The following is a 12,976-nucleotide window of genomic DNA, read 5'->3' as shown; positions in this document are numbered from 1 at the left end:
ACGGTCGTGCCGGGGGGTGTCAGCAGGTCTGGTCGATCAGGGAGAACGTGGCGTAGTGGTCGCCGGTGTAGTAGTCCTCCTGGTACTGCTGGCCGGTCACGATCCGGCGGGCACCGCGGGTCGGGGCGCCCGGGGTGATGACGGTGTACTCGTGGTAGTACCCGTAGGACTGGCTGGGCAGGACGCTGTCTCTGTTCTGGAACACCACGCCGTCCTGCGAGTACGGGAACGGCCCGTCGGAGGCGATCAGGTTGAGGGTGTCGGTGGCCTCCGGCGGCAGGGTGGACAGGCACACCGTGCCGCTCACGTCGGCGTGCGCGTCGGTGGCGACGGCGACGGGGGCGAGGGTCATCATGGCGACGGCGGTGATGGCGGCAGCGCGAGACTTCCACGCGCGTAGAGTGCGGGTCATGGCCACCAGTGTGGCGGTCCACCGACAACTCCGGAACCCCTGAGTCAACTTTTTACCAACGGGTAACTCTCTTGCCCCATCAGGGACTTCACCCGTACTCCCACCCCGGGGCCGCCCTCCCCGAAGCCGTCCACGAACCGCCCGCACCATCCTTGGGTCGACCGCCATCGAACTACTGCGAGCGCCGCTGTCGGCCTGCTCACATCTTCATAGCCCTTCCACAACGCGACATCGGCGCCGCATAGAGTGGCGCACCGTGTCGGGCCGGAACGATCTCTGACGGGGTGGACATGGGTACGGGAACGGGCACTTCGCTGACGGCGCACCAGCTGATCGGACTGCTGGTCGACCCGGGGAGTTTCCAGGGCTGGGACGAGCCGCCGGCCGGACCGCCCGCCGACCCCGGCTACCGCGCCTCGCTCGACCGCGCCCGCGAGCGCACCGGCCTGGACGAGGCCGTGCTCACCGGCCTCGGCCTGATCGACGGCCGGCCGGTCGCCCTGGTCGCCTCCGAGTTCGGCTTCCTCGGCGGCTCCATCGGCGTCGCCACCGCCGAACGGATCACCCGGGCCGTCGAACGCGCCACCGCCGAGCGACTGCCGCTGCTCGCCCTGCCGGTCTCCGGCGGCACCAGGATGCAGGAGGGCTCGGCGGCCTTCCTCTGCATGCTCCGCATCACCGCCGCCGTCCAGGCGCACCGCGCGGCCGGCCTCCCCTACCTCACCTATCTGCGCAACCCCACCATGGGCGGGGTCTTCGCCTCCTGGGGCACGCTCGGCCAGCTGGTCTTCGCCGAGCCCGGCGCCCGGCTCGGCTTCCTCGGGCCGCGTGTCTACGAGGAACTGCGCGGCGTGGAGCTGCCCGCGGACGTCCAGCGGGCGGAGACGCTGGCCGAGCGCGGGCTGGTGGACGCCGTGGTGCCGCCGCAGGAGCTGCGCGAACTGCTCCGCCGGACACTCGCCGTCCTCGGCACCACGCCTTCCCCCAGTACGGGCGACCTTCGCGATACCGCCACCGCCCCCGCCGGCGAGGAGCCCGCCGAGCACCCCGACGCCTGGGACTCCGTCCGCCGCAGCCGCCGCCCCGACCGCCCCGGCACCCGTGAGCTGCTGCGTCGCACCGCCGAGGAGCTGGTGCTGCTGGACGCGCCCGGCGGTCGCGGCGGCGCGCTGGTCCGGGCGCTCGCCGTGCTCGGCGGCCGGCCCGTCCTGGTGGTCGGCCAGCAGCGGCAGAGCCCGGAGCACGAGCGCCCCTTCACCGCCGCCGACCTGCGGGCCGTCCGCCGCACCGCCCGGCTCGCCGAGCAGCTGGGGCTGCCGCTGGTCACGGTGGTGGACACGGCCGGGGCCGAGCTCTCCGCCCAGGCCGAGCTGGACGGGATCGCGGTGGAGATCGCGCACTGCCTGACCACCCTGCTCGCGCTGCGCACGCCCGTCCTCGCCGTCCTGCTCGGCCAGGGCTCCGGCGGCGGGGCGCTGGCGCTGCTCCCGGCCGACCGGGTGCTCGCCGCCGGGCACGCCTGGCTGGCGCCGCTGCCGCCGGAGGGCGCCTCGGCGATCGTCCACCGGGACGGCGCGCACGCGGCCGAGCTGGCCAGGGCCCAGGGCATCGGCGCCCACCACCTGGCGGAGGTCGGGCTGGTGGACGAGGTGGTCCCGGAGCTGCCCGACGCCGCCGAGGAACCGGAAGCCTTCTGCGCCCGCATGGGAGCGGCGCTCGGAACGGCGCTCGACGTCCTGGCGGCCACCGGCGAGGCGGAGCGACTCACGGCCCGGGCGGCTCGGCACCGGCGGCTGGGCGACGTTCGGTGATCGCGTGACGTTCGGCGATCGATGTTCGGGCGACGTTCGGCGATCCGGCGACGTTCGGTGAGCCCGCACCTCCGGACTGCGAGGGGATCGTGTGGCGCCGGGCACAGATCGTCTGTACCCAAAGTGGTGTGACCGGATCGCCCGGTGACAGCCGCCGCTCCTAAACGGTGAGCGCACTCACAGTCGAATCGAGCCTACGACGGCCGGTAGTGGGGTGCTCGGGGTGCTTGACAGGCCACTGCGCGAGGTCCGCTCGACCGGCGTTTTCCCAGCTCAGCACAGGTCTGCACACCGCGCACCGCCGCCCCTTCGAATCCACGGCGGCGACCGCCCGTACGACCGGGCGTCGTAACGAGGGGGTCTTGGCGACGGCCGATCCCATCTGGCAACAATGGCTCTCGTCGTCAGCCGCACCGGCCTCCTGTCCCGCCGGTGAACGGCTTACCGCCGAGTCGCACCCCACAACCGCAGCGGCCCCTGTCCGGCCGTGGTCCGGGTGGAGTGCGACTCGACCCAACCCGATTGAGGTCCTGCCTACATGCCCGCTTTCAAGCTCCGTATGCGCACTTCCGCCGCGATTCTCGCCGGCGCCGCCGGTCTGACCGTCCTCGGCGGCGTGCTGCCCGCCACCGCGAGCGCCGCCACCGTGTCGCCGAAGACCATCGCCGCTCAGATCGTCCCGGCGAACCAGCTGGCCTCGTTCAGCCACATCATCTCGCACGAGTCCAGCTGGAACGTGACCGCGACCAACCCGAGCTCGGGCGCGTACGGCCTGGCCCAGGCGCTGCCGGGCTCCAAGATGGCCTCCGCGGGTTCGGACTGGAGGACCAACCCGCGCACCCAGATCAAGTGGGCGCTGAACTACATGAACACCCGCTACGGCAGCCCGAACGCCGCCTGGGCCTTCTGGCAGAAGCACCACTGGTACTAAGCCGACCCACCACCGGCGTACCGACTTCCACCCGCCTCCTGACCACTCCCCCCTCACCCCGGGGGTCGGACAGGGACCACCGGGGTGACCCGACAGGGCCCGGGCCCGCGCGATCCGCGTGGCCCGGGCCCTGTCCTGGTTTTCCTGCTGCTCACGCGGCTCCCCGATTCACAGCTCCCCAGTCCCCGGCTCCGCGGTTCACAGCTCCCCGGCGAGCCCGAGCAGCTCCCGCATCCGCGCGTACTTGGCGGCCAGCCGCTCGGCGGTCGCCCGGTCCAGCGAGGCCAGCCGGGCCGGGTCGGAGTTGTGCGCCAGATCGGCCCGCTTGACCAGCAGCGCGCCGGGCGTGGCCAGGATGCGCGCGGTGTACTCCTCGACCGGCTCGTCCGTGCGGCGGGTGAGCGCGTCCACGATCGCCTTGGTCGTCTCCGGCAATGCGGCCGCCGCCAGCCACTCCCGGCTCAGCCGGTCGTCCTCGACGGTGTCGTGCAGCCAACCCGCCGCGATCTGCGCCTCGCTCCCGCCGCGCGCCTCCGTCCCGGCGGCGACCGCCGCGATGTGCTCGCTGTACGGGTGCCCGTTCTTGTCCACCTGTCCCCGGTGGGCGCGGCGCGCGATGGCCTCGACCTCGGACAGGCTCAGGTACTGCTGCTCCATCGGCTCATCGTAGGCCCGTGATCTTCGAGTCGGCGCCTGCTGGTTTACTGCCCCAGGGCTCCACGGCGCCCGGGGTCACCGCCCCCGGGGGGCTGACGCCCTCCCGCGGGCGGGCGATCCCCGCCGAACCCGGCAGACCCGTCCGAGCGATCCGAGGAACCATGCCATCCCTGCATCCGTTGCTGTCCGGCTTCGCCCCGATCTGGGTGCTCACCGGGATCGGCTACCTCGTCGGCCGCACGGGACTGCTCGGGCCGCAGGCCGAGGTGGTGCTGAACCGTTTCGTCTTCCACGTCGCGATGCCGGCCGCGCTCTTCCTGATGATCGCCCGCACCCCGCTCGACCGGTTCGCCAACCCCTCGATGCTCGCCTTCGCGGCCGGCACCGCCGTCGCGACCGGCCTCGGGCTGCTCGCCGGACACCTGCTCTTCCGGCGCAAGCCCGGCGAACTCGCCATCGGCGCGATGGCCTCCGGATACGTCAACTCCGCGAACCTCGGCATACCCGTGACCATGCAGGTCCTCGGTGACGCCTCCTTCGTCGCGCCGGTGGTGCTGTTCCAGATCCTGCTGGTCACCCCCGCCGTCCTCGCCGTCCTGGACAGCGGCGCGGTCGGCCGCCGGGCCCTCCTCACCCTGCCGCTGCGCAACCCGATCCTGCTCGCCACCGCGCTCGGCGCCGTCGCCTCCGCGGCCGGGCTGCACCTGCCCGCCGAGCTGAACCGTTCCTGCGAACTGCTCGGCGGCGCCGGCGTGCCGACCGCCCTGATCGCCCTCGGCATGTCCCTGCACAACCGCCCTCCCGCCGACGGCCGTTCACGCCGCGCCGAGGTCGGGCTGACCGTCGCGGTCAAGACCCTGGTCCAGCCGCTCGTCGCCCTCGCCGTCGCCGGGCCGCTGCTCCACCTTCCTCCGCACCAACTGCTCACCGTGGTGCTCTTCTCCGCCCTGCCGACGGCGCAGAACGTCTACACCTACGCCCGCGAGTACGGGCAGAGCAGCGACCTCGCCCGGGACACGGTGCTCTGGTCGACGCTGGTGTCGATGGCGACCCTGTCCGTGATCAGCTGGACCCTCGGACCCGCGTAGCGCTCCTCCGTCACCCCTCCTCCCGAGCGGCGGCCACCACGGCCGTCATCGCCTCCAGGAAGCGCCGGGCCGTCGCCAACTCCGCCGGGTCGAACCGGCCCATCGCCGCGACCAGATCGCCGATCAGCCCACCGAAGAAGCCCTGCCCCAGCTCCATCGCCCGCTCCTCCACCACCAGCCGGACCTTCCGCCGGTCCCGCGGGTCGCGCTCACGGCGGATCAGCCCGAGCCGCACCAGCCGGTCCACCAGACCGGTGGTCCCCGCCGAGTTCAGCCGCAGCGCCTCCCCGAGCCGACCCGGGGTGACCACCTCCCCGGCCCGGGCTGCGTCCAGCAGGTGGATCAGCGCCCGCAGATCGGTCGGATGCAGACCGTTGCGAGCCGCGAACTCCGCCCCGAACAGGTCGAGTTCGACCGTCAGACCGCGCAGCAGGTGGACCAGCCGCATCGGCTCCTCAGCCTCGGACACCCTCTCGTCCTTCCTCGGGCACTCACGTGCCATTATTCTCTCGCTCAGCGAGATACTTGCTCAACGAGCGATTCACTGTGTGATCCGGTCGCCGATCACACCACACCGCGGAGGCCCACCATGTCCACCCGCACCGCCCGCTCCCTCACCGGTCCCTTCCTCGCCGCCTACGACGCGCTGCTCGCCCGCTGGCCCGTCCCGGTCGAACCCCTCACCGTCCGCACCCCGCACGGCACCACCCGGATCAACGCCTGCGGCCCCGCCGACGGCCGTCCCCTCGTCCTCCTCCACGGCGGCGGCGCCACCTCCACCATGTGGTTCGCCAACGCCGGCGCCTGGGCCGAGGCCGGCCACCGTGTCCTCGCCGTCGACCTCATCGGCGACCCGGGCCGCAGCATCCACGACGGCGCGCCACTCGGCGACGTCCCCGGCCTGCTCGGCTGGCTGGACACCGTACTCGGCCAACTCGGCGTCGCCGAGGCCGACTTCTGCGGCCACTCCTACGGCGCCTGGATCGCCCTCGAATACGCCCTGCACACCCCCGCCCGCGTCGGTCGCCTCGCACTCCTCGACCCCACCCAGTGCTTCACCGGCTTCCGCCCCGGCTACCTCCTCCGCGTCCTCCCCCTCTTCCTCCCCCGCCGCAACCCGGCCCGCGCCCGCTCCTACCTCGACTGGGAATCCGGCGGCCACGGCCTCGACCCCGCCTGGCGCGAGCTCTACGCCCTCGGCTACGCCGACTTCCCCGCCTCCCCCGTCATCACCGGCTCCCGGCCCACCCCCGCCCGCCTCCGCACCCTCACCACCCCCCTCCTCGCCCTGTACGCAGCCGACTCCCGCCCCCACGACCCCCACCAGACCGCCGAAGCCACCCGCCGAGCCGTCCCCCACGCCACCATCGCCACCATCCCGAACACCTCCCACCACACCCTCCCCACCTCCGCCGCTCCCGAGGTCAACCACCGCGTCCTGGACTTCCTCACCCGCACCCGCCCTTGACCCGGCCCGACGCAGCATCACGCCGAGCCGAGCCGACGCCGCTGCGGCCCCCACCCCACACTCCCGCCCGCTCCGGCCTCAGCCCACGCCCCCGCCGCGGAACCACGCCGGAGCTCGGGCTTCCCCGGCTTGCACCGGATTCGGCCGCCATGAAGCGACGGGCTCCGACCACTGCGCCTCGTCGGGCCCGCCAATGACGGCGATCGGACCACGGATTCCCGCGCCCCGCCTCGAAGCCCGCACGGGAAGTCGGCGGGTCCGACTTCCCACGCGGGGGGATCTTCGACCCTCGGCCGATCGACTGACTCACGCCCATGCCCGTTCGTCCAGTGGCTCGTCGAATCGACCACGGGGAAGGGACCACCGTCCGCTCCGGAATCAGGGCGTCAACCCGGTCGCCGCCAGGCCTGAGACGCCGCGCGGCTCCGTCAGGCCAACGGGTGGACGACGAGCCGGTTCTGCACCCCGTCGAAGATCTCGGCCAGGACCTGGGCCTCCGGCCGGTCCCCCGCGAAGAGTCCCTGCTGGATGACGTGCACGGTCAGGATGTCGTGACAGTCGATCACTTCGGAGATGCCGCGGGTCTCGATCGTGTCCGACCAGGCGTCCAGGTTCCGGCCGAACCACGGTGGCAGCCCGCACGGCTCGCTCACCGCGTCCCAGAAGTCGTCGAGTGTCTCGATCGGTCGACCGCGCAGGTCCACGATCAGTTCGCTGTCCGTCATCGCAGCAGACTACCCAGCCCCACCAATCGGCCGATCAAGGAAACCGGAGCCCGGGCCGATCACCCGTCAGGCCATGAGGGGAGCGCGCGGCCGCCGGCCAGGTGTCGCGGCGTCGGGTACGTTCACCCCGCCCGTGGCGTGGTCGGATCACCGGGACCACGACGCGCGGTGGATCGCAGGCGGGGGCTGCTCATCTGACGGCGCCGGCGGTGGTGTTTGCGGCTCCGGTGTTGACGTTGGCGTGGACGCCGGGCGGTGGACGCTGGACGGTGGGGACGCGGCGCGGGAGGCGTTGTCGGTGATGGGGCCCACCAACTGGGTTGACGTCGTCATCGGGATGTTCCTGGCCGAGCCGGTGGTGGCGGCCGAGGTCCGGCGGTGCCTCGCGACCGGGCCGTCCGAGGGCTACCGGGCCTGGGCGGCGGCGGTGGGCTGGCTGCCGAGCGGCTGGGGGGCGCGGCGCGGCGCCGGTCCGGTAGTCCACGGACCAGGCGAGCGGGCGGCGGCCGGAAACCGACGCAACCATCAAGTGTCCTGGCCCACACCGCACTTGACGCTGGCAGACTACGGCCCCGCAGCCGCCCCACTCGCCTCTCCCTTCCCTGGAGCAGCGCGGCGGCTCGGTGCACGTCGGGACCTACGGCCTCGGCAACCCCTACCTCGGCGACACCGGCCCCGAGTCCCAACTGCCGGTGCTCTGCATCCGGGTGGACGACCGACCGGCCCCGGACGGGATCCCGACCACCGGTTTCCCCAGCTGGGCGGGCGGCGAGGTGGCGGCGACCGCGCCGACGGCGGGCTCCGAGCTGACGAGCCGCGAGGCCGCCGACGAGCTGTGCGCGGACTCCTTCGGCGGCGACCGGCGGCTGGCCGGGTTCCACGACGGTGAGGGGTGGTCGCTCTGGGCCACCGGCACCCTCCCGGCCGACACCCGCTTCATGACGGCCATCAACGACCAGCCGGCCAACCCCTGGAGCTGAGCCGGAGCGCACGGGAAGGTCGGGGCGACCGTGCCGACGCGGCCGCCCCTTCCCGCTCGAAAGGCCTGGGCGTTCGGAAAAGCCGCCGAGGTCAGTAGATCAGGTAGCCCGGGCGGTGCCCTTCGTCCTCGATCTCCCCGGTGGCCTGGGCCCGCAGCTTGCGGGACAGTTCCTCCAGGGCGCGGGAGGCCGCGACCTCCTCGCCGATCCTGGCGAGCGGACGGTCCTCCGCACTCTTCTCGGCCTCGCCGTGGGCGTTCAGGCCCGGCGCCCTCGCGCCCACCAGCCTGGCGTCGCACGTCGTGTGCACGCCGTCCTCTTCGAAGCTCAGCTCCACGTCCCACTGGTTGTGCATGCCACACCTCCTGGCGCCTGCCCCCGCCGCGCCTGTATCGGACCGGCACGGGCGGTGGGCCCGTGGCGGCCGCTCACACCAGCGTGCGCCTGCCTCACCCGAAGCGGCAAGCGCGGCCGGGTGGCACACGGCCGCCGTGCCACCGGCACCCGAACCGCGCTGCCCCGGACACCCGATCGACGGGTGTTCCCGTATCCGATCGACGGGTGTTCCCGTATCCGATCGGCGGGCCGTCCCGCGTCTGATCGGCCTGGCCACCGCCCCGGCGGTAGGCTGACGGAAGCGCGCCGCAACCGCCGACCCCACCCCGGACCCGCCGGCGCGGCGCGGGGCAGCGACAACCTGGTGGTCCCTCCGTGGCGGTCTTCCTCCTCGCCCTCGGCGCGGCCTGCTGTCTGGGGCTCGGCTTCGTCCTCCAGCAGCACGCGGCGCAGCGGGCCCCTCGTGCCGACATGCTGCGCTGGCGGCTGCTGCTGGACCTGATGCGGATGCCGGAGTGGCTGCTCGGCACCGGATTCATGGTCAGCGGGCTGCTGCTCTCCGCGCTCGCGCTCAACCAGGGCCAGGTGTCACTGGTCGAGCCGCTACTGGCGACCAACCTGCTCTTCGCCATGGCACTCTCCCGGGTGCTGACCCGTCAGACGCTGGGCCGTTCCGGCTGGGCCGGGGTGCTGCTGCTCGGCCTCGGGGTGACGGCGTTCATCGTGGCCGGGCGGCCCACCGGGGGCGGACCACCCGCCGGGGAGCTGCGGCACTGGCTGGTGGTCGGCACGGTGGTCGGGCTGACCCTTCTGCTGGTCTCGCTCGCCCGGCGGCTGCCGCTGTTCGAGGAGGCCACGCTGCTGGCGCTGGCCGCCGGGTTGCTCTACGGCCTGCAGGACGCGCTCACCCGCACCACCACCCAGCGCCTGGACCACGACGGGCTGATGGCGGTGCTGCGCACCTGGCAGCCGTACGCGGTAGTGGTGGCGGGCGTGGTCGGGCTGCTGCTGGTGCAGAGCGCCTTCGAGGCCGCCCCGCTACGGATGTCCCTGCCCGCGCTGACCGCCGCCCAGCCGCTGGCCGGGATCGCCTGCGCGGTCGGCTTCCTCGGCGACCGGCTGCGGGTCACCCCGGACGCGCTGGCCTGGGAGGCGATCGGACTGCTGGCCATCGTGATCGGGGTGATCGTGATCGGGCGGCACCCGGCGATGCCCGGCAGCGTCCGGGAGACCCTGGAGAGCATCGGAGTGCCACCGGAGAACGCCCCCTGGGACAAACCCGGCGGCCAGGACCGATCCGGGGACAACGACGAACCCGGGGAGAACGAACAGGACGGGGACTCGAAGGGCAGGAACTCGAAGGGCAGGAACTCGAAGGGCAGGGACGAGAAGGGCGAGTAAGCGGGCGGCCGATGTGCTGGTGCGCGCAGGCGGACGCCGTGGCCGGCGGGCTGGTCGCGGGTGCCGGGCTCTGCGCCCTGCTCCGGCGTCTCGCCTCCGTCTCCACCTGCCCGGTGCGCCCTCGCAGCCCCGGTCAGCCTCCTGCTCCTCCTCTGAGCAGGTCGCCCGCCCTGGATGGTCGATGACCTACACGTGTGCCGACTCCACCTCCCGCTCGACGACCGCGGTGCTCGTGTGCCCCCGCAGACGGTCCATCTCCCGCCACTCCGGCCGTAGCCCGGTCAGCGTCGTGGTGGCGAAATACAGGACCCCGGCCGTGAGCAGGCTGGGTATCAGACCGACCAGGGCGACCGCGCCGCCGGCGAGGAGGCCTCCCAGCGGGATGCCCGCCCAGGCGAGGGAGTCACCGAGGGCGTGGACGCGGCCGAGGAGGTGGCGGGGCACCCGTTCGAAGAGAACGGCGCCGAGAATCGGGTTGAGGAAGCCGGAACCGAAGCCTCCGACCGCGAACACCGTGACCACCACCCACATCGGCGCACCGAGGGCGAGCACCAGGAAGCGGGGCGCACCGGACAGCAGGAAGCCGGCGAAGAAGACCGTCCGCCGGGGCAGGCGCGAGGCGACGGCCGCCGCGATCAGGCTGCCGACGACTGCCGTGGCGCCCATGACACCGGCGGTCAGACCGATGGCGGCCGGGCCGTTGCCGGACTCCCGCGCCCAGACCGGGACGAGGACGGTCGTGAAGCCCGCGTCGAGCAGGTTGGTGATGCCGACCATCACGATCACGGCGAGCAGCAGCGGCTCGGACCGCAGGAAGGCGAAGCCCTCGCGGAACATCCGCCAATAGCCGCCCTGCTCCCCCTCCCCCGCCGACCCGGACGACGACGCGGCCGCACCCGGCACCGCCGGGCGCCCCATGCCGCGCGGCAGCGCGAGCGCGATGACCAGTGATCCGAGTGCGAAGGTGGCCGCGTTGACCGCGAGCCCGGCCAGCGGGCCCATCAGTGCGACCAGCCCGCCGCCGACCGCCGGACCGATCGTGGAGGCCAGCCGCTCGGTGACGCCCGACAGCCCGGTGGCGCGCTCCATCGGCACCCGGGCCTGGTCGGCCGCCTCCGGGACCATGACCGACTTGGCCAGGTCTCCCGGGCCGCGCATCGCGCCGATCACCGCGACCATCGCGAGCAGCAGCCAGAACGGCAGCAGCCCGCGTGCGTGCAGCAGCGGGACCAGCCCGGCCGCGACGGCGCTCACCGCGTCCGTCGTCCACGACACCACCCGCGGCCCGAGCCGGTCGACCAGCGGCCCGGTCAGCGCCTTGACCAGCACGTACGGCGTCATCTCGGCGAAGGCGACCAGGCCGGTCATGGTGGCGCTGCCGGTGGTGGCCAGGACGAACCAGGGCAGGGCGATGGCCGAGACCCGTGTCCCGGTCGTGGAGACGGCCATGGCGGTCAGCACCCCGGCCAGCGGCCGGAAGCTGCGCCCGGGCGGGGCAACGACGGTAGTGGTCATACGGCTTCCCCCTCGGGTGTGGTGGTGCTCGGGTCCGGCAGGACGTGGACGATCACGGAGACCTGCTCGCTGCCCTCCGGGACCGGCCCGTCCGCGTCGATCCGGCGGTAGCGCCCGATCACGTCGGACAGCTCGCCGGTCAGCCGCTCGGCCTCGGCGGGCGTGAGCTGCAGGACCAGGTCGCTGAGGTCTGTCACCCGGCGCCACTCGCGCGGCATGGTCTCGAAGGCGTCCAGCGTGCGCTGGCCGGTCAGGGTGTGCGCGGCCAGGACGGACCGCAGGAAGCCGACAGCGGTCTCGGGCTCCTCGTCGGCCATGTCGTCCCCCGTCCAGACGGTGAGCTGGTGGGCCGAACGCCACCAGCGCTCACGGGCGTTGCCACGCTCCGGGTCCTCCTCGACGAAGCCTGCGGCGGCGAGTTGGCGCAGGTGGTAGCTGGTGGCCCCGGAGTTGAGCCCCAGCTGCGCGGCGAGCCTCGTCGCCGTGGACGGGCCGTGCTTGCGCAGCAGCCCGACCAGCTGCATGCGCACGGGGTGCGCCATCGCCCGCATGCCCTTGGCGGTGATGGCGATGTGCGGGTCGTCGCTGTGCTTCCAGCCGCGGTCTTCGGTCATGGCCAAGAGCGTAGGACCGCAAAGAGATGTTTGCAAAGACTTTTGTGCGAAGAGTTCTTTGCGATGGACGGACGGCCCCGCCGGTCGGCGGGTGTCCGGCCTGTCGCTCGGCGGGGGCCGGTGCCCGCTTCGCGCCCCGGAGCCGGATTGTCACCCGGACGGCGGAGGCGCACCCTGGCAGCAGGGCCCGGGAAGCGGTCCGCCCCGGCTGGCCGCGGAACCGATGACGGCCACCGGTCAGGCACGAGGGGCAGGGCGATGGCACGCGGGAAGCTCTGGGGCTACGTGGCTTCGGGGGCCCGGGCGCTCGGCGCGCTCGGCGGCGCGGGCCGCAGTGATCGCAAGGTCGGCAAGGGCGCGCCGGACGTCCTCGGCCCGGTCCCGCCGGTCGCGATGGCCTCGCCCCGGACACTGTCCCGCTCCGAGCTGGACCGGCTGAGGTGGACCGGCCGGCAGGCCGGGTGCGAGCCGCAGGCGCGGCACGTCCAGGTCGCCGAAGTGGTGCACCGGGTGGTGCGCGGCGGCGGGCGGGCCGCGGCGGTCACGGTCCGGATGGCGCCCGGGCTGCCGGTCGTGGCCGGGGACGCCCGGCGGATGGAGGCCGCGATAGCCGGGCTGGTCGACCACGCGATCCGGCGCAACCCGCTGGGCGACCGGGTCCTGGTCCGCGCGGAGGTCACCCCCACCCGCCCGGCGGCGCCCCGGGCCGCGACCGGGCGGGGCGGCCCGGCGCGCAGGCGGGAGCAGGTGGAGATACGGATCTCCGACCGCGGTTCGTACGAGCCGCCCGAGGCCCGCGAATGGCTGCCGACGGGCGCGCGCGCCACCGGACCGGTCGGCCCGGCGCTGCACAGCCTGGTACTGGCGGCGGGCGGCCGGCTCGCGATCGAGCCCACCCCCGGCGGCGGCCTCACCGTGGTCCTGCTGCTGGCGGTCGCGTACGACTAGCCCCGTCCTTCGCACATGACTGGTTCGGATGAACTGGTGATGCGACCGGTACCCCGGTGGGGTGCCGGTCGTTGAGCCCGGCATGCCGAT

General features: G+C 73.5%; 14 protein-coding genes. 7 read left to right on the top strand and 7 right to left on the bottom strand.

Annotated elements, in window-relative coordinates:
• Positions 1–19 precede the first annotated feature (19 nt).
• Positions 20–412: a ribonuclease gene (locus ACFVWU_RS27995; RefSeq protein ID WP_387626052.1), complete on the bottom strand. Its 393-nt coding sequence runs from the start codon at positions 410–412 to the stop codon at positions 20–22.
• A 290-nt stretch (positions 413–702) separates the two neighbouring features.
• Here ACFVWU_RS27995 and ACFVWU_RS27990 point away from each other — a divergent pair, with 290 nt between their 5' ends.
• Both ACFVWU_RS27990 and ACFVWU_RS27985 read left to right on the top strand, forming a co-directional pair.
• Positions 703–2,223, top strand: a complete 1,521-nt coding sequence (locus tag ACFVWU_RS27990; RefSeq protein ID WP_387626050.1) for a carboxyl transferase domain-containing protein — start codon at positions 703–705, stop codon at positions 2,221–2,223.
• A 559-nt stretch (positions 2,224–2,782) separates the two neighbouring features.
• Positions 2,783–3,154, top strand: coding sequence for a transglycosylase SLT domain-containing protein (locus tag ACFVWU_RS27985; RefSeq protein ID WP_387626048.1), 372 nt, complete (start codon positions 2,783–2,785; stop codon positions 3,152–3,154).
• A 198-nt stretch (positions 3,155–3,352) separates the two neighbouring features.
• Here the strand turns inward: ACFVWU_RS27985 and ACFVWU_RS27980 are convergent, their stop codons facing one another.
• The gene (locus tag ACFVWU_RS27980; RefSeq protein ID WP_387626046.1) at positions 3,353–3,811 is read right to left on the bottom strand and encodes an HD domain-containing protein; all 459 of its coding nucleotides are present in this window, start codon (positions 3,809–3,811) and stop codon (positions 3,353–3,355) included.
• A gap of 161 nt (positions 3,812–3,972) precedes the next feature.
• Between ACFVWU_RS27980 and ACFVWU_RS27975 the strand changes: the two genes are divergently transcribed.
• Complete coding sequence (locus ACFVWU_RS27975) at positions 3,973–4,899, top strand: AEC family transporter (RefSeq protein ID WP_387626044.1); 927 nt, start codon at positions 3,973–3,975, stop codon at positions 4,897–4,899.
• 10 nt (positions 4,900–4,909) lie between these two features.
• Here the strand turns inward: ACFVWU_RS27975 and ACFVWU_RS27970 are convergent, their stop codons facing one another.
• Complete coding sequence (locus tag ACFVWU_RS27970) at positions 4,910–5,347, bottom strand: MarR family winged helix-turn-helix transcriptional regulator (protein WP_387626114.1); 438 nt, start codon at positions 5,345–5,347, stop codon at positions 4,910–4,912.
• A 141-nt stretch (positions 5,348–5,488) separates the two neighbouring features.
• Here ACFVWU_RS27970 and ACFVWU_RS27965 point away from each other — a divergent pair, with 141 nt between their 5' ends.
• Positions 5,489–6,367: an alpha/beta fold hydrolase gene (locus ACFVWU_RS27965; protein ID WP_387626042.1), complete on the top strand. Its 879-nt coding sequence runs from the start codon at positions 5,489–5,491 to the stop codon at positions 6,365–6,367.
• 428 nt (positions 6,368–6,795) lie between these two features.
• Here ACFVWU_RS27965 and ACFVWU_RS27960 read toward each other — a convergent pair whose 3' ends face one another.
• Entirely contained in the window at positions 6,796–7,092 is a 297-nt protein-coding gene (locus tag ACFVWU_RS27960) for a barstar family protein (protein WP_387626040.1), read from the bottom strand.
• A gap of 623 nt (positions 7,093–7,715) precedes the next feature.
• On the opposite strand from ACFVWU_RS27960, the gene ACFVWU_RS27955 reads away from it, so the two are divergent.
• Positions 7,716–8,072 carry a hypothetical protein gene (locus ACFVWU_RS27955; RefSeq protein ID WP_387626038.1) on the top strand — a complete coding sequence of 119 codons (357 nt, stop codon included), beginning with the start codon at positions 7,716–7,718 and terminating at the stop codon, positions 8,070–8,072.
• Between the two features lie 91 nt (positions 8,073–8,163).
• On the opposite strand, the gene ACFVWU_RS27950 is transcribed toward ACFVWU_RS27955, so the two are convergent.
• Complete coding sequence (locus tag ACFVWU_RS27950) at positions 8,164–8,427, bottom strand: dsRBD fold-containing protein (RefSeq protein WP_387626036.1); 264 nt, start codon at positions 8,425–8,427, stop codon at positions 8,164–8,166.
• A 356-nt stretch (positions 8,428–8,783) separates the two neighbouring features.
• On the opposite strand from ACFVWU_RS27950, the gene ACFVWU_RS27945 reads away from it, so the two are divergent.
• A complete protein-coding gene (locus ACFVWU_RS27945; protein WP_387626034.1) occupies positions 8,784–9,809 on the top strand; it encodes a DMT family transporter in 1,026 nt (341 codons plus the stop codon).
• A gap of 186 nt (positions 9,810–9,995) precedes the next feature.
• On the opposite strand, the gene ACFVWU_RS27940 is transcribed toward ACFVWU_RS27945, so the two are convergent.
• Positions 9,996–11,324 carry an MFS transporter gene (locus ACFVWU_RS27940; protein WP_387626032.1) on the bottom strand — a complete coding sequence of 443 codons (1,329 nt, stop codon included), beginning with the start codon at positions 11,322–11,324 and terminating at the stop codon, positions 9,996–9,998.
• Positions 11,321–11,938 (bottom strand): ArsR/SmtB family transcription factor, encoded by a 618-nt coding sequence (locus ACFVWU_RS27935; protein ID WP_387626030.1) that lies wholly within the window; start codon positions 11,936–11,938, stop codon positions 11,321–11,323. The genes ACFVWU_RS27940 and ACFVWU_RS27935 overlap by 4 nt, the downstream gene beginning before the upstream one ends.
• Positions 11,939–12,196: 258 nt before the next feature.
• On the opposite strand from ACFVWU_RS27935, the gene ACFVWU_RS27930 reads away from it, so the two are divergent.
• Positions 12,197–12,886 carry a sensor histidine kinase gene (locus ACFVWU_RS27930; RefSeq protein WP_387626028.1) on the top strand — a complete coding sequence of 230 codons (690 nt, stop codon included), beginning with the start codon at positions 12,197–12,199 and terminating at the stop codon, positions 12,884–12,886.
• The last annotated feature ends 90 nt before the right edge of the window (positions 12,887–12,976 follow it).

Origin of the sequence: Kitasatospora sp. NPDC058190, assembly GCF_042883685.1 — a bacterium.
Lineage (GTDB): Bacteria > Actinomycetota > Actinomycetes > Streptomycetales > Streptomycetaceae > Kitasatospora.
This window is presented reverse-complemented; position numbering and strand designations above follow the sequence as displayed.